At 63.4% G+C, this 15,643-nt stretch carries 12 protein-coding genes, 1 pseudogene and 1 riboswitch; of the genes and pseudogenes, 5 read left to right on the top strand and 8 right to left on the bottom strand.

Annotated features, from left to right (window positions below; genetic code table 11):
* Positions 1-33 precede the first annotated feature (33 nt).
* Positions 34-1,014 (bottom strand): IS110 family transposase, encoded by a 981-nt coding sequence (locus ACTJKJ_RS18600; protein ID WP_440819474.1) that lies wholly within the window; start codon positions 1,012-1,014, stop codon positions 34-36.
* Positions 1,015-1,297: 283 nt separating this feature from the next.
* The gene (locus ACTJKJ_RS18595) at positions 1,298-2,293 is read right to left on the bottom strand and encodes an HD-GYP domain-containing protein (RefSeq protein WP_440821327.1); all 996 of its coding nucleotides are present in this window, start codon (positions 2,291-2,293) and stop codon (positions 1,298-1,300) included.
* Positions 2,294-2,723: 430 nt separating this feature from the next.
* Positions 2,724-2,828: riboswitch (S-adenosyl-L-homocysteine riboswitch) on the top strand.
* A gap of 150 nt (positions 2,829-2,978) precedes the next feature.
* Here ACTJKJ_RS18595 and metH point away from each other — a divergent pair.
* Positions 2,979-5,681, top strand: coding sequence for a methionine synthase (metH, locus tag ACTJKJ_RS18590; RefSeq protein ID WP_297380590.1), 2,703 nt, complete (start codon positions 2,979-2,981; stop codon positions 5,679-5,681).
* Positions 5,682-5,837: 156 nt separating this feature from the next.
* Complete coding sequence (locus ACTJKJ_RS18585; RefSeq protein WP_147243050.1) at positions 5,838-6,494, top strand: glycine zipper 2TM domain-containing protein; 657 nt, start codon at positions 5,838-5,840, stop codon at positions 6,492-6,494.
* A 118-nt stretch (positions 6,495-6,612) separates the two neighbouring features.
* Here ACTJKJ_RS18585 and ACTJKJ_RS18580 read toward each other — a convergent pair.
* A pseudogene (locus ACTJKJ_RS18580) lies at positions 6,613-7,482 on the bottom strand (YifB family Mg chelatase-like AAA ATPase); the annotation flags it as partial.
* Between the two features lie 384 nt (positions 7,483-7,866).
* Positions 7,867-9,279 (bottom strand): hypothetical protein, encoded by a 1,413-nt coding sequence (locus ACTJKJ_RS18575; protein WP_440821326.1) that lies wholly within the window; start codon positions 9,277-9,279, stop codon positions 7,867-7,869.
* A gap of 796 nt (positions 9,280-10,075) precedes the next feature.
* On the opposite strand from ACTJKJ_RS18575, the gene ACTJKJ_RS18570 reads away from it, so the two are divergent.
* A complete protein-coding gene (locus ACTJKJ_RS18570) occupies positions 10,076-11,482 on the top strand; it encodes a hypothetical protein (protein ID WP_440821325.1) in 1,407 nt (468 codons plus the stop codon).
* Between the two features lie 31 nt (positions 11,483-11,513).
* Here ACTJKJ_RS18570 and ACTJKJ_RS18565 read toward each other — a convergent pair whose 3' ends face one another.
* On the bottom strand, positions 11,514-12,272 hold the full coding sequence (locus ACTJKJ_RS18565; RefSeq protein ID WP_440821324.1) for a hypothetical protein: 759 nt from the start codon (positions 12,270-12,272) through the stop codon (positions 11,514-11,516).
* A gap of 320 nt (positions 12,273-12,592) precedes the next feature.
* Here ACTJKJ_RS18565 and ACTJKJ_RS18560 point away from each other — a divergent pair, with 320 nt between their 5' ends.
* Entirely contained in the window at positions 12,593-12,973 is a 381-nt protein-coding gene (locus ACTJKJ_RS18560; protein WP_440821323.1) for a helix-turn-helix domain-containing protein, read from the top strand.
* 394 nt (positions 12,974-13,367) lie between these two features.
* Here ACTJKJ_RS18560 and ACTJKJ_RS18555 read toward each other — a convergent pair whose 3' ends face one another.
* From ACTJKJ_RS18555 to ACTJKJ_RS18545, 3 genes are read right to left on the bottom strand one after another with little or no spacing between them, the layout of a single operon-like run.
* Positions 13,368-14,057 carry an AbiV family abortive infection protein gene (locus ACTJKJ_RS18555; protein ID WP_440821322.1) on the bottom strand — a complete coding sequence of 230 codons (690 nt, stop codon included), beginning with the start codon at positions 14,055-14,057 and terminating at the stop codon, positions 13,368-13,370.
* Between the two features lie 15 nt (positions 14,058-14,072).
* Positions 14,073-14,681, bottom strand: a complete 609-nt coding sequence (locus tag ACTJKJ_RS18550; RefSeq protein WP_440821321.1) for a hypothetical protein — start codon at positions 14,679-14,681, stop codon at positions 14,073-14,075.
* Positions 14,682-14,701: 20 nt separating this feature from the next.
* Positions 14,702-15,181 (bottom strand): hypothetical protein, encoded by a 480-nt coding sequence (locus ACTJKJ_RS18545; protein WP_440821320.1) that lies wholly within the window; start codon positions 15,179-15,181, stop codon positions 14,702-14,704.
* Positions 15,182-15,267: 86 nt separating this feature from the next.
* Here ACTJKJ_RS18545 and ACTJKJ_RS18540 point away from each other — a divergent pair, with 86 nt between their 5' ends.
* Complete coding sequence (locus tag ACTJKJ_RS18540; protein WP_440821319.1) at positions 15,268-15,465, top strand: hypothetical protein; 198 nt, start codon at positions 15,268-15,270, stop codon at positions 15,463-15,465.
* The last annotated feature ends 178 nt before the right edge of the window (positions 15,466-15,643 follow it).

Raw genomic sequence — 15,643 nt, 5'->3', positions numbered from 1 at the left:
GGGAGAGCAACTGTGTTCCAAGTCAAGCGCTAATCAGGCTAGCGCGGGCTGTGGATAAGAGGGCTGCCAAGCGGTGCCGGACTTGATGACGGCGTTGATGATGGTGAGCAGCTTGTGCATGCAGGCGGTCAGCGCCACCTTCTTAGGCTTGCCCGCTTGCACCAGTCGTTCGTAGAAGCTCCTGAGGACAGGGTCATAACGCACAGCGCTGAGCGAAGCCATGTACAGCGCCGAACGGACATTGGCCCGTCCACCCCAGGTGGAGCGCCGACCCTTGAATGTGCCGCTGTCGTTGTTCAACGGCGCCACACCCACGAGTTTGGCGATCTCGCGTCGCTTGAGTTGGCCGAGTTCGGGCAGCGCAGCCATCAGCATCGCTTGTGTGCCTGGCCCCACTCCCTTGAGCCCTTTGAGCAACTCCAGCTTGTCCTTGAAGTGCTCCTTCAGGAAGCCGCCCGCATCGTCATCGATCTTTCCGATTTGGTGGTCCAGCATCTTCAGAATGGTGCGAATGCTCTTGCGCTGCGACGCGTGCATGCTCGCCAATCGGTTGTGCTCAGCCACCCGCATGGCCACGAGCTGACTGCGCCGCGTCACCATGGCTAGCAGTGTCTCCTGCGCGTCCGTGGGCAGTTTGTAGAGCAGTCGCTCGCGCCGGTCGCTGGCATGCAGCGTGCGCGCAAACTGCGACAGCATCTTCGCGTCCGTGCGGTCCGTCTTGGCCAGGTAGCCCATCGCTTTGGCGAAGTCATGCGCCTGGCGCGGATTGATCACCATGACGGCCAAACCATGCGCGCACAGCATCGCCGCCGCCGGCTGCTCCAGCCCACCGGTGGCTTCCAGCAGAACGACTCCCACGCGCTCGCGCATCTCAGTGAGCATCGCCAACAGCGACTTCAAACCGGGCTCATCGTTGCTGAAGGTCTGCGTCTTGTCCCTGTCATTCAAGGCCACCTCAAGCGTGGCTTTGGAAACATCGATACCAACAAAAATCAGTTCAGGTGCGCCTGCCATTTCCCATCCTTGCAAATTCGAGGTCCGAGCACGCCAGTGCATGTCGGCCGTCCAGCAACTGTTCGGGCTTGCTCAACAGACGGCCAGTCGTCCACGCCAAATGCTCTCCCACGGGCTAGGTATCCCAGAGGGCAGACGGGCTGTGGACAACTGCCAAAACAAACCTGTGTGTACTCTCAAAACGAAAGATACAAGGGTGTAAGAGAGGCGCTGGCCGGTATTACCCCCTCGCCCGCTTGCGGGAGAGGGTGGGGGTGAGGGCCAGCGGCCGGGGCGGTCCAGCTCAATAGAGCTTGAGCATCGCGTCCATGTGGACGCGCAGCCGGACTTCATGCGGCGCGAGGCTTGCCGAGATTGCCTGCGCCGGCAAGCGCGTGTCGCGCAGCACCGGCACGGTCAGCGGCGAGCCGCTGCGGCCGATCAGCGCCGCCACCAGCGGTTCGCTCGCGCTGTGCCCGCGCTTGAGCACCATGCCCTCCTCGCCATTGGCCAGCCGGACCAGCGATCCCGGCGGATAGAGGCCGATCGCCTTGATCAGCGCGGCGCCCGCCTCGTCGGGCTGCTGCAGTTCGTCCAGGTAGACCGCCCGCGCGGCCTGCGCCGCCGACAGCGCCCGGCGGTTGCGTCGCGGGCTCAATCGCGCGCCATAGACGTCGATGCGGCGCAGCAGGCGCGCCATCAACTCGCCGTCCGCGCGGCCGGCCAGCGGGCCCGGCCCGGCGTCGTGATGCAGGCGGACCGCGGCCAGCCAGGCCTCGTCGTCGACCCCGATCCCTTGCAGCGTCGCCGCCGCCCGGTCGCCATGGCCGGCCAGGGCCTCGCGCTGCGCCTGGGCCAGCGCCTCGGGCCGCAGCGCATGCTGGTCCTGCTGCGCGGCGCTGTCCAGGTTCATCGTCAGCGCCGCCAGGCCCAGCGTGCGCCGGCGGCCCTCGCTCCAGCCGAGCTGGCGGGTCGTCATCTCCGCCAGCACCAGCGACAGCAGCGCATGCCGCGCGCTGTACTGCAGCGGCTCCTGGCCCGCGTCGTGCACCAGCATCGCCAGCGAGGCATCGGGCTGCTGCGTCAGGCGCGACAGCACCGTGTCCAGCAGCTGCGCCAGGCGCAGCAGGAAGTCCGGCCGATGCGGATCGCGCAGCACCTGCTGCGCGTGCCATTGCAGGTCGGCCCAGATGGCGGTGTGCGCCGGCCCCGTCGCCGCCGGCAGGGGCATGGGCCGCGTGGGCTTGTACTCGGCCCTGGCATTGGCCAGCGCGGACAGCGAAGCCCCCTGCAGCATCATCGTGTCGAGCTTGTGGGCCAGGGCGCGCTGGTACTCGCGCGTCTCGTGCGCCTGGACCCAGGGCCCGCGCGCCAGCAGCTCGCGGACCTGCGGCGTGTCGGGCAGTGGATGCCCGGCGGCGAACAGCAGGTGGCCGCCGCGTCGCGCAGCGAGAAGGTCAGCACCTGTCCCACGCGCAGGCTGTTTGAAGGAAGTTGGACCAGATCCACGTGGCCTTCCCGGCGACTGGGCGTCGCCTCCTCGTTGTTGTCGTTGTCGGATGTCGCCGTGCCTGCGCCGGTTCCCTCCACCGCGGCACGCTGCGGGCGAGCATAGGTCCGCGCGAGGCTTCGGCAGGCATTCCGGCACGAACAAAGCAGGGCCGGACCGGTAGAATGCACGCCGTTTCCGCTGCCAGCAATGCCGCATTCGCGGCATCGGGGCGGCGGTGGTTTCCGAGGAGCGTTGCGACAGGTCCCGTCATCCGGGCGCCCGCCAGGCTCGGAACGGCGCGGTCGGACCCCGGGACCCCGCTGAACAACGACGCTCACCGTCCCGCCCCGCGCGGGGTTGCGGTGAGTTGCGCGGCCCCGTCTCGATCCAGCTTCCTCCAGCCTCGAAGAGCGCCGCCGCCATGTCCGCCCTCCCTCCCGCTTCCGACGCTTCCGACGCCAGCACCGCTCCGGGCCGCGCCGCCGTCCCCCCGATGAAGCTCTCCGGCCTGGAGCCGGTGGCCATCGGCGCCGGCACGCTGTTCGTCAACGTCGGCGAACGCACCAACGTCACCGGCTCCAAGGCCTTCGCGCGGATGATCCTGAATGGCGATTTCGAGCAGGCGCTGAGCGTCGCCCGCCAGCAGGTCGAGAACGGCGCGCAGGTCATCGACATCAACATGGACGAGGCCATGCTGGACAGCAAGGCCGCGATGGTGCGCTTCCTCAACCTGATCGCTTCCGAGCCCGAGATCGCGCGCGTGCCGATCATGATCGACTCGTCCAAGTGGGAGGTGATCGAGGCCGGGCTCAAGTGCATCCAGGGCAAGGGCATCGTCAACTCGATCTCGCTGAAGGAGGGCGAGGCCGAGTTCCGCCGCCAGGCCAAGCTGATCCGCCGCTACGGCGCGGCCACCGTGGTGATGGCCTTCGACGAGACCGGCCAGGCCGATACCTACGAACGCAAGATCCAGATCTGCGAGCGCGCCTACCGGCTGCTGGTCGACGAGATCGGTTTCCCGCCCGAGGACATCATCTTCGACCCCAACATCTTCGCGATCGCCACCGGCATCGAGGAGCACAACAACTACGCGGTCGACTTCATCGAGGCCACGCGCTGGATCAAGGCGAACCTGCCCGGAGCGAAGGTCAGCGGCGGCGTGTCCAACGTGTCCTTCAGCTTCCGCGGCAACGAGCCGGTGCGCGAGGCCATCCACACGGTCTTCCTGTACCACGCGATCCAGGCGGGGATGGACATGGGCATCGTCAACGCCGGCATGGTCGGCGTCTACGACGAGATCCCCGCCGACCTGCGCGAGCGCGTCGAGGACGTGGTGCTGAACCGCCGCGAGGACGCGACCGAGCGGCTGCTCGAGGTGGCCGAGTCGGTCAAGGGCGCGGCCAAGGACGACAGCGCCAAGCTGGCCTGGCGCGCGGGCGACGTCGACGCGCGGCTGTCGCATGCGCTGATCCACGGCATCACCGATTTCATCGTCGAGGACACCGAGGAAGCCTGGCAGGGCATCCGCGCCAAGGGCGGCCGGCCGCTGCACGTGATCGAGGGCCCGCTGATGGCCGGCATGAATGTCGTCGGCGACCTGTTCGGCGCGGGCAAGATGTTCCTGCCGCAGGTGGTCAAGAGCGCGCGGGTGATGAAGTCCGCGGTGGCCCACCTGGTGCCCTACATCGAGGAGGAGAAGCGCCAGCTCGCCGCCGCCGGCGCCGACGTCCGCTCCAAGGGCAAGATCGTCATCGCGACGGTGAAAGGCGACGTGCACGACATCGGCAAGAACATCGTCACGGTGGTCCTGCAGTGCAACAACTTCGAGGTCGTGAACATGGGCGTGATGGTCCCGTGCCAGGACATCCTCGCCAAGGCCAAGGTCGAAGGCGCCGACATCATCGGCCTCTCGGGCCTGATCACGCCCAGCCTGGAGGAGATGCAGCACGTCGCCGCGGAGATGCAGCGCGACGACTACTTCCGCGTGAAGAAGATCCCGCTGCTGATCGGCGGCGCGACCACCAGCCGGGTGCATACGGCGGTGAAGATCTCGCCGCATTACGAAGGGCCGGTGGTCTACGTGCCCGACGCGTCGCGCTCGGTGGGCGTGTGCTCGGAGCTGCTGTCGGATGAGCGCGCGACGCGTTTCATCGACGAGCTGAAGTCCGACTACGAGAAGGTCCGCGAGCTGCACGCCAACAAGAAGCAGACGCCGCTGGTGACGCTGGCGCAGGCGCGCGCGAACAAGCAGCGCGCCGACTTCACGACCTACACGCCGCCGGCGCCGCGCTTCATCGGCCGGCGCCAGTTCCGCAACTACGACCTGGCCGAACTGGCGCAGTGCATCGACTGGGGCCCGTTCTTCCAGACCTGGGACCTGGCCGGGCCGTTCCCGGCGATCCTCAAGGACGAGGTCGTCGGCACCGAGGCCCAGCGCGTCTTCAGCGACGGCAAGCGCATGCTGCAGCGGCTGATCGAAGGCCGCTGGCTGACCGCCAATGGCGTGGTGGGCCTGTACCCGGCCGCGCAGGTCAACGACGACGACATCGAGATCTACAGCGACGAGTCGCGCTCCGAGGTGCTGATGACCTGGCGCGGGCTGCGCATGCAGTCCGAGCGGCCGGTGGTGGACGGCGTGCGCCGGCCCAACCGGGCGCTGGCGGACTTCATCGCGGCCAAGGGCACGGTGCCGGACTACATCGGGCTGTTCGCGGTCACCGCCGGCCTGGGCGTGGACAAGAAGGAGCAGCAGTTCATCGACGACCTGGACGACTACTCCGCGATCATGCTCAAGGCGCTGGCCGACCGGCTGGCCGAGGCCTTCGCCGAGCGGCTGCACCAGCGCGTGCGGATGGACTTCTGGGGGTACGCGGCCGACGAGGCGCTCAGCAACGAGCAGCTGATCGCCGAGGCCTACCGGGGCATCCGTCCCGCGCCGGGCTACCCGGCCTGCCCGGATCACCTGGTCAAGCGGGACATGTTCCGCGTGCTGCAGGCCGAGGACATCGGCATGGCGTTGACCGAAGGCATGGCGATGACGCCGGCGGCCAGCGTCAGCGGCTTCTACCTCGCGCATCCGGAGGCGACCTATTTCAATGTGGGCCGCATCGGCGACGACCAGGTGGCGGACTGGGCGGCCCGCATGGCGCTGGAGCCGCAGGACGCGCAGCGGGCGCTCGCGCCGCTGCTGGGCTGACGCGCCGGAGCAACGAAAACCGCAGGATGCGGCCTTGTCCTACAGGCCGCGTTTCACCCATTTACAAACGGAACAAGAACCGGGCCCCGCGACTTGTAACAGCGTGGCATTCTTCGCTCGTCCCCCGAGGTAGGGGAAAACCATAAGAGGTGAATCATGGCGTTGAATACCAATCAAAAGATCGCGGCGGGTGCAGTTGGGGCCACCGTGCTGGTCGTGGCAGCGTTCTTCGCGGGGCGGCACCAGTCGGCGCCGTCGATGCCGGACACGCCGGTCGCGGCGGCCGAGCAGCAAGGCAACATCGTCGATCGCAACGGCGCCAATGCCGCCGACGAGGCGCGCGCCGCGCGCCGCTCGGGCGACCAGGCCGTGCAGCAGCACGCATCCAATGAACCCCGCCGCGGCTCGCAGTCGCGCGACGGCGGCTCGACCGGCTACGCGGACAACAACGGCAGCGCCGGCCAGGCTGAATCCCGCCTGTGCGCGTCCTGCGCGACGGTCCTGTCGGTGCGCACCGAGGCCCGTGAAGGCCAGGGCACCGGCATCGGCATGGTGGGCGGCGCGGTGGTCGGCGGCCTGCTGGGCAGCGCGGTCGGTGGCGGCACCGGCAAGAAGATCGCCACGGTGGGTGGCGCGGTGGCGGGCGGCTACGCCGGCAACGAGATCGAGAAGCGCCAGCGCAGCACCACCGTGTGGGTGGTGAAGATGCGCAACGCCGACCAGAGCAACCGCACGATGACCTTCAGCCATGACCCGGGCGTGCAGAGCGGCGATGTCGTGCGCGTCAGCGACGGCCAGCTGATCCGCCAGTAAGCCGGATCCCTGATCGCGAGGGCCGCCCCGCGCGGCCGCGAACCCCCGAAGCGCCGGCATCGTCCGGCGCTTTGGCGTTCTGGGGCGGCGCGGGGCGCTGGCCCGACCACGCCGGGCCTCATTCCTCACGCCCCGGCAGCGCGCGACGCCACTGGATCGCTTCCGCGACGTGCGCTGGCGCAACGATGTCCTCGGCCGCCAGATCGGCGATGGTGCGCGCGATCCGCAGCACGCGATGGAAGCTGCGTCCCGACCACGCCAGCCGCGCCGACGCGCGATGGAGCATCGCCTCGGCGTCGGGCGCCATCCGCAGGTGCTCGTCCAGTTGACCCGCGGCCAACCGGCCGTTGACGCAGCCTTGCCTGGCCTCGGCGCGCTGGCGGGCGGTTGCGACGCGCGCGGCGACGGTGGCGCTGGGCTCGCCGTCCGGCGCGGCCGAAAGCACCGCGGCCGGCAACACCGGCACCTCCACCGTCAGGTCGATGCGGTCGAGCAGCGGCCCGGAGAGCCGGTTCTGATAACGCGTGACCTGGTCCGGTGAGCAGCGGCAGGCCTTGGTCGGGTTGCCGAGATGGCCGCACGGGCAGGGGTTCATCGCGGCGACGAGCTGGAAGCGCGCCGGGAAATCCGCCTGATGCGCGGAGCGGGAGATATGGACGCGCCCGGTCTCGAGCGGCTCCCGAAGCGCTTCGAGCGACAGCCGCTGGAACTCCGGGAGCTCATCCAGAAACAGCACGCCATGCTGGGCCAGCGTGATCTCGCCGGGGCGCGGCGGCGAGCCGCCACCGATCAACGCCGCGGCGGACGCGCTGTGATGCGGCGACCTGAAAGCGCGCTGCGCCCACAGCGATGGCCGGAACTGGCCGTTGGCGCTCAGCAGCGCGGCGGACTCCAGGGCCTCGGATTCCGACAAGGGCGGCAGCAGCGTCGGCAGTCGCTGGGCCAGCATCGACTTGCCGGTGCCCGGCGGCCCGACCAGCAACACGCTAGGGTTGTCAAGCCCAAATACGGACTTAACACATTGCCACTCCGCTAGAGGATGAGACAGATGGCCGTGCTCCCGTGCCGCGTACCAAGTTCGCCGAGTAGATAAGCGTGCTTACATTGGGCACAAACTTGACCGCACGCCACATCGGCACGGCTAGGCACATAGAGGAGTGAAGTGCACGCTAGCGGTCTTCGAAGGGGGCGCGGGGGGAAGCGTGCATGCATTTGTTCGAAGTGCCCCCTCAAAAATGTCTAGCAAATTTGAGCCGCGCCGAGTTTCCGTTGTCTGACCGAGGAGTCAACTTCAAGCCGTCAGCAGGACGGGCCGACTAAACAAGGGGGGTGGCTCCATAAGGTGTTCTATTGGGCTCACCCCCCACGTTTGTCAGCGAATCGAGCGGATCACGGATTGACCGGCTTGCTGCCAAGTTTGGCTTGGATCTTGAAGCCTCACGAAAACCAGAGCGAACGTCAACGCGTCCCGCCAGGTCTGCCGATCGGCTGGAACGTCAACCCCCGCCTTGATGCTCCGGATACTTAGCCGATTCACGGAAGCTGGCTGCGTCAGCAGATGGGCTTTTATCCGTGCTGAGAGGCTCTGCGTGAGCGGGCCAAGTTTGAGATCAGGGACGATCTTCCACACGATGCCGGGCAAGCTCTCGGCGAGGGCTTCGTGCAAGCCTTTGATATCTGCTAGGACAGTTAGCGACATCGCATGGGCCATGCCGTCTTCATCCACATTCCGACAGCTACCTCGGTTCATCGCCTGGAGCACACAGTGAGCCACTTCTGACAGTTGAATCGCCCTCAGTTGCTCGGACGTAGGTCGATAGCACAAGTCATCTTCACGTCCCGCAACACTTGCTGATAGGTCAAGCGGACTTCGACGAAGTACGCCACCTAGAAGGATGTGCTGACAGTGGCTGTATTCGCTCAGGCTTGTCTCGTTCCCCCATGTCAGCCAGTTGATTCGGGCACGACCGTTGAACAGCCGAGCCTCGAGATCGACACCGCGTTCTCCCAGTTCTTTCCGTACCTTCGCAAGCAAAGTTGCATCGTCATCACCTTTGAAGGTAAAGATCAAGATGGCCTCGTCCATCGGGATGTCGGCGACGCTTGCGGCAAGGGCAGAGACCATTTCCTTAAGACGATCAGGATGAGTCTGGAGTGTTGTCCGTCCAGTCGCTAGGCAGAGTTGTCGTACCGAGACTCGGTCATACCTCTTGCACGTCCTCATCGCTGAAGTTGTCCCATCGAGGATCGCGTGGTTGTGCGTCAGTTCCCGAATCGGATAACTGGCGTCCAGAACTGCGATGTTGTCGAGTTCGGCTGGTACGGCGACGGTGTAACGGATCAGACCATCGCCTGTCATGCCGTTGCCCGTCAACGCCATCGAGATCGGATGCGTGGCTAGCTTGGTCAACTGCCGCACCGCCTTAACCGCCGCAACGCGAAGTGGACTCCCTCCAGACCGCAATTGGCAGGCTAGTGCCTGGATCTCATCCAGATCGAGAGAGCCGCGGAGATCAATGGGCTGGGGCTTCACTCCCATGCGTTGAGCATCGAGATCGGCCTGCATCGCTAGAAGTGCATCCCTGAGCCAGTGGGCCAAGCAGGAGTCATGCAACTCAGGAAGTAGTCGCTCGACAGCCGACTTAACGTCCAGCCAAGTTAGAACTTGGACGTCGGCGGTGATGAGACTCTCGTCCCAAATCAGGAGGTGACGTTTGGCTCCTTTGTGCAGTGCAAACGTCGATGAGTCACGCTGCCCTCGAATCCGCGCGTGAGACACCAGCATGATGGGTCGATCATCCTCACCCGTATCGGGAAGTCTCGCGTTGGCGCCTTGACTATGCCTAAGGCCGATCATTGACTCTGGAACTCCTGCCCGCATCAAGTCCAGCTTGATCGAGCAGAGGGCGTCAATCTGAAACGCTGAAACGGCTACGGACAGTCCGAGTCGTAGTTCATGAACGGCAGTGATCCAAGCAACGACGCTCTGAGTCTTTCCGGCACCACAAGGCATCGCATACGCGAACCGTCCTGGAAGGACGCCGAGGGCTTGACCGCTGAGCGCTTTGCTCAGGTCTAGGAGCGCTTGCCCATGCGTTGAGCTGATCTGGTTTCCGTAACCTCGAAGGGCTGCGAGCACCTTGCTGTGTGCGAGCGAGCTGAGCCTCTCCAGAGTGGATGGCGATTGAGGAGTTGGCGAGCAACAGTTGCCACCCTCAAGGTGAGCGGGATGTACTTCTGTATTGATAGAGTGCATATCGAGTTGGTTAGTCCAGGGCTCCGCCTCACCTGGAAAAGGTGCGGGAGCGATGAATGGTTGTGGCGACCTACGGTCGAATGACGTTGGTGGCCGGGAGAGAGGGGGCAGGAACAGCTCGAAGGCGTTCAAGAGAGCTGCCTGCCCTCTATATCCGGTACCGAATCGCCAGCCTCGCGTGCAGAAGTTGCACGTACTGTTCTGATACGGCACCGAATTGGCTCTGCTGACTGGCCGCCGGACCTTGATGGGTGACGGTGGACGTGGGCGAGCCCTCGCCACGAAGTCGTTGCGGGACCCGAAGGATCAGCGCCGGACGCAAGAAATGAAGGAACTTCCTGAGCCACTCTTCGCTGTCTACGCGCTATCTCTTCCTCGTGGCCATGGCTTTGGTTCGAGGCCGCCAGCGGGGGCCTGGACTACCGATGACGGCGCTTCAGTTGGAGTATTGACGCGCGACGACTCCAACGTTTTTGGGGTGCTCGTGATGCGACGCCGTGTCGACGATGTGTGGACGATCACCGATGCGGCAGACGGCATTTCGGATCGCGACCAAGCGATGCGTCGTATCGGGCAGGCGTTAGTCGAGGGGAAGGCGCGTGAGCCCGTCCCATCGGGCGTTTCACCGCGCGCTGCGCTGTATGACTTGGGCAGCAGAACCGCGAGTGATGTGTTCGGGCTTCTCGCTGCCCCTACGCATCATCGAGCGGCATGGATGCTCAATCAGCTGTATCTCGCTCTTCCTAGACCGGATGCGAACTGGGTAAGCGACTGTCAGACAGGCAACTTCCACACTCGGCTCTGGGAAGCGATCCTCCTGGGGGCCTTTAGGGAACAGGGCCACCTTGTCACGCAACCCCACGAGTCTCCGGATTTCCGTATCGAGAACCGACGCGGAGACTCGGCATGGGTTGAGGCGGTTACCGCCAATCCCTCTGTCCCGTACAACCATTTCAATGCGCAGGAGGTCGCTCCGCCAACGGAACCGATGGAAGTTTTCGCCGGTCCTGCGGCCGTGCGTTTTGCTAAGACGCTTGGGAACAAGCTACGCCGCCGGTACGACCAACTGCCGCATGTGAAGGGGCAGCCTTTCATGATTGCGCTCGCCGACTTTCACGCGGCAGGGTCGATGAAATGGTCGCGTGAGGCCCTGATCGGATACCTCTATGGGCATGGCGCAGAAGTGGTCGAGGTGGCTGGCCTCAAGCAGCCGCAGTCGATACCTTTCACGCATTTACTAGGCCCTTCACGATTCCCTGCTGGCTTGTTCGCGAACGAAGGATGTGCGGAACTCAGTGCAGTCGTCTTTTCGAACGCCTGCAGCATCGCCAAGCTCAATCGAGTGGCGATTACGACCTTCGGCGCACCCGCTGGGTTGCGCTACATGCGCATGGGTCGATTTTTTGACAGGGCACCAGGTGCATTCGAAGGGCGACCCTTTTGCATGGACATCATGTCCGACGAGTACAGGGCCCTATGGCCGGGCGAGCGCGAGCCTTGGTCCGCCGAGTTGGAGGTCTTCCATAACCCTTTCGCGCGGCATCCGGCACCTCGCCGCCTGCTGCCGGAAGCTACCCATTGGTTCATGCGGGATGGGGAGGTGGTCTGCGCCAGCCACTATCCGCATCAAATACTTTGGTCCCAGTCGATGATCCTCGATGCGGACAAGCCAGCCCCGACGCTGGAGGACTTTCTGCGCCGTGGAACGTTTATCGTTCAAGACGATGCCTAGCCTTGTAGCTAGGCATCGAAGCGGCAGATGATCAGGAGAGAGCTGCTTTCAAGCGATCAAGTAGGGTCGGACGAAGGTGCTTCGACGCAATCTCCGCCACCTTCAGAAAGTATGAACGCTGAGAGACAAGTACTGCCGAAATGCTTTCGTAGCTCTGTGGTCCTGGTAGCGGCTCGTTGTTGAGGTCGCGGACGGTACAGAGCTGTCCACCCTCCGGCGTCTTCGACACAACGATTGAGGCGAGCAGGACGGGCGTGTCCTTGTGCATAAGCCCTACCGCCATAGACGTAGCCCCGGCAGCGAATTCGGTAAACCGAACAAAGCCGGGGAGCCGCGCGTGAAGTCCAAGGCTGTTCGCGAATTCCTGCACCAGGAGCACCTCTGACTGAGAGAGCAAGGCACTCTCAATAGCTGTAGCAGAGCTGTGCTGAGGGCGTCGCTCCTTGCGTGCTTTCAAGGAATCGATTACATGCCTAACGCGCACCTCCGCAAAGACTAGAGCCTCGCGGAAATCGCGATAGGCTGAATGCGGTCCAAGTTGCTCTCCTTCTGAGGACAGTGGCCCGAACCAGACCCCGCCGTTCTGGTCTGGTGCACTTTGAACCATGGCCACATCGGCGCTGAAGGCAAATTCCGGGGCTTCGATCCGCAGGACTACAGCGTCAAAGCCTGCGGACGATCCCAGGGTTGCTGACACCGCCACTCCAGTTGTGCGCTGCAGGCGTGACAAGCCATCGCGCAGCTGCGAGAGCTGTTGGTCCGCAAACTTGTAGCCGGTTATGCGCGGCATGGCGAGCTCGGCAAAGCCTCTTGCGGCGCATGCAGCGGTCTGAAGCCCCTGGAGGCGAGGTACTCCACGCGATGAAGCTGGAGGCAGGCGCTGGCGCCCTCACGGGCAACAGCCCGGCTCGGCCTATGTATCGACATGACGACCATTGCTTCAGGAATTCCGTCCAAGGCGCTCCCTCCTGTACTTAACCTCGAATGCCGGTCGCGTCCAAAGGGGCGGATCGGTGTAATTTGTCGTGTTCAAGGACGACAAATTGCATTCTGGCTTGAGCGGGCGTTGAAGACAACCATGCGTGTTGGCTCGCTACTCGACAACGTTGGTTGACCTTGCCTTCCAAGAATATTGACCTGGCTGTCCGGGAGGCCCTGCCTATCCGGCTTGGACGGAACATTGCGTCGAGGCGGAAAGCGCTCGGGCTCACTCAAGCCGACCTCGCCGAGCGGCTAGGAGTGGATACGGAGACGCTCTCGCGCTTCGAGCGCGGCAAGCATGCGCCCTCGCTGATGACCTTGGAACGCTTGGCGGCGGAATTGCTAGCGACCTGCGCCGAGCTGCTTGATGAAGCTCCAGCGACGGTGACCTCGGAAGCGCACGAGATGGAAGCGCTCATCGGGGGCCTGCCGCAGAGCGATGTGGTCTTCATAAGACGCTCGCTCAAGGCGTTGCGGGATCATCTTGCTTCGAGAGCAAAAGGGAACTGAAGTCCGGTGGGACTGGTCGAGCTGTGTACAGCCAAGATGCCGAAGCGTCGGACGAGGCCTTCGCGAGGCTTGCCTGTATGGATGATCGGGATGCTAAGGTCGGCGCCGAGGAGTAGCACGCTGGGTGCTTTGTCGCAGGTGCCGCTCTCATCCCGCCGAACGAACTTGGCGCATCCGTCCGGTACGTTAGTGAGGGTCGGTTGCGCGTCGATGCTGGAATTCAACACGAGCTAGCTGCACGTCAGCTATTGCTGTCACGGACTACGTGATGCGCCGCCCAACGCTTCGTTGTTGGGCCGCTACGATCTTGAGCAACCTACGGGTCGAGCAGGCCAGTAGCGACACGCGAAGGGTTCGGGGCTTCACGAATGTGTATAGGTCAGCGCGAGACGGTTCACCGATGGTCCCTGACGACGTTGATGCCTTCAGTGATGAACTCTTGCATCCTATTCGGCCCGGGCTCAAACAGTCCTTCCGCTTGCATTGCACCGTACCAAGCTGCGATGGCCTCATTGCCTTCACGCTGCGTCGCGAAGCGGGTTGCGTCGCCGACATGCAGTTCCCAAAGCTCAAGCTCTCTTGATGTCGTCTGCCGGTCGCCGGATTGAGCCCGCGCAACTAACATGATGCTTCGCACCAGATGCTCGGTGATCACGTCTTCTGGATACGTCCAGTTCCCTTGGCCCAAGCAGTCCGTATAGAACGCAAGCTGCTTGATCTGATCGAGGATGTAGGGATGATCGGAGTCCGAGTCGAAGAGGTGGGCGAGGTCTTGAAGCTTCGTCCTGCCGTCTAGCTTGATGTGCTCAAGCAGCGTCCAGGCGGCGTTCTTCTTGGTGTGGGAGCGGTATTCCTTCCACAAGCCCTTGAGTTGCTCTGGCGCTTTCTCACTCACCATGCGTCGAAGGATGGACAACTTCCCAGCTTCTTCGATTGCCAGAATCGCAAGCGACATCGCCGAAGCGTAGCGCCCGGCCTCAAGCAGCAGCTTTGCGTCGTCGTGCAAGCGGGAGGCGTTCTTCTTCGCGAGGTTCATTCCTTCGGCTAGTTGCTCAATGTTGAGCGGGCCGTTGAACTGATTCAATCTTTTCGCCATGGCTCAGTGGCTTAAGGAAAGGTAGGGGTTGAAGAGCTCACGTAATTCGTTGTACGCCGCGTTAAATCGATCAATGCTGCCCTTGCTGCCGACCAGGTGAAGTTGGTTGTCCGGAAGCCGACTGCTCTTGTCGTGTGCCGTGGTGAGCACGATTCTCTCGAGGGCTCGGGTCGTTATGTCATCTAACCTAGACGCGACCTCGCGGCTGAACAGCCATTCCGCTTGCCGCATCTTTGTGGTCAGCTCGGAGAAGTCATCCAGGTCCATCGGTGCCTCCAGATTGGCTCTTCGAACCAGATGCACCGCTGCGTCGAAGACCACCATGCGCTTATCGAAGAGGTCGAGTTTCAACTTGTTCTTCGCGGTCTCGGCTGCCGCTGTGGCGGTCTTCCACTGTCGCCATTGGATCGTTGCTGCGATCACCGCTGCAATCACTGCGACGACGGGTGTCGCCGTTGCTTGGAGGTAGGTCGTCCAGTGAGGATCGAAGGGTCTGCCGTCAGGAACCTTCGCAATCTCGATGGTCAGGGCCTTGGTCGTCGTGATGGCTGCCGGGATGGGTTGGGAAGATGTCTGTGGTCCGCTTGGTGTGGATGCTTCCGGTGCTGGCATGCAGGACCTTTCTAAAAGTTTCAGTGTTTGATAGTCAGGTACGGCACCATGAGCGCGTTCAAACGATTGAATCGCTGAGTTGTTTCGCCTTCAAGACGTGCGAAATAGTCGAGGCCTTCCTGCACCCGCTGGCTTCGAGACATTGGCCCCTCGAAGTCATACTCGGTACCCAGTGCTCGTTGTGCGTCTCGCTGAAGCTCGATGAGCAGCGTGGTAACTTCTGGACCATAGAGCCATCGGGCGGTGGCGATCCCTAGCAAGTAGGTTTTGAAGTGCTCGATCGTGACTGTCTTGGGGTCGTTGAGCGTGGCGATCATCTGCCATGCGGCGTCATAGACCTTCAGTCGCTTCTCGAAAAGATCGAGCTTGAGCTTGCTTCTGGCAGTGCTCCATTGCCGATAAGCGATGGAGCCCGCGAGCAACGCTGCGATCAGCGCGACTACTGGAGCGCCCAAAGCTTTGACGTACTCGACCCATAAGGGCAGCACAACGGTTTGCATGTTCTGGTTTCCTCCCAGGCCAGATGCTACTCGGCCCGTACCAGTGGGATTCCGGAACTAAACTCCCCGCGATCAGGGGCAGCGTCGTGGACGACGAAAAGTTCCGGGCCAACGTGGAAGTACAGCAGACCGAGGACGGGTTGTGGCAACCCGTTCTGGTTGTGGGGAAGGGCGAAGGTGAGGAAGCTGAAGAGGTACGCGTTGCCATGACTGGCGCATATCCTCGTTCAGAGCAGGCCAAGGAAGCTGCCAAGAACGCAATCGCGGCGATGGCGCCGGATTAGACTCCGCCGCGCTGTCCTAGACATCCGCTTGATGACGTTGATCACACCTCGCGACGCGTCTTGTTTGCGGCCTCCGTCTGGTATCTACGCTGGCGGGCGGCTTCAACGCTTCGCTAGACACGCTTGTTGCCATGGCCCGCGTCCAGACTAGCTCTTGCTTTATGACCATTTGCTTGCG

The organism is Roseateles sp. 22389 (assembly GCF_052044995.1).
Lineage (GTDB): Bacteria > Pseudomonadota > Gammaproteobacteria > Burkholderiales > Burkholderiaceae_C > Roseateles.
The sequence above is the reverse complement of the archived record's forward strand: the minus strand, read 5'-3'. Positions and strand labels throughout refer to the sequence as shown.

Coding starts and splice junctions, on each gene's coding strand:
- ACTJKJ_RS18585 (WP_147243050.1), top strand. CDS start 5,838: ATGGCGTTGAATACCAATCAAAAGATCGCGGCGGGTGCAGTTGGGGCC.
- ACTJKJ_RS18600 (WP_440819474.1), bottom strand. CDS start 1,014: ATGGCAGGCGCACCTGAACTGATTTTTGTTGGTATCGATGTTTCCAAA.
- ACTJKJ_RS18595 (WP_440821327.1), bottom strand. CDS start 2,293: ATGATGCTGCAGGGGGCTTCGCTGTCCGCGCTGGCCAATGCCAGGGCC.
- ACTJKJ_RS18570 (WP_440821325.1), top strand. CDS start 10,076: ATGAAGGAACTTCCTGAGCCACTCTTCGCTGTCTACGCGCTATCTCTT.
- ACTJKJ_RS18545 (WP_440821320.1), bottom strand. CDS start 15,181: ATGCAAACCGTTGTGCTGCCCTTATGGGTCGAGTACGTCAAAGCTTTG.
- ACTJKJ_RS18565 (WP_440821324.1), bottom strand. CDS start 12,272: ATGCCGCGCATAACCGGCTACAAGTTTGCGGACCAACAGCTCTCGCAG.
- ACTJKJ_RS18550 (WP_440821321.1), bottom strand. CDS start 14,681: ATGCCAGCACCGGAAGCATCCACACCAAGCGGACCACAGACATCTTCC.
- metH (WP_297380590.1), top strand. CDS start 2,979: ATGAAGCTCTCCGGCCTGGAGCCGGTGGCCATCGGCGCCGGCACGCTG.
- ACTJKJ_RS18575 (WP_440821326.1), bottom strand. CDS start 9,279: ATGCTGGTGTCTCACGCGCGGATTCGAGGGCAGCGTGACTCATCGACG.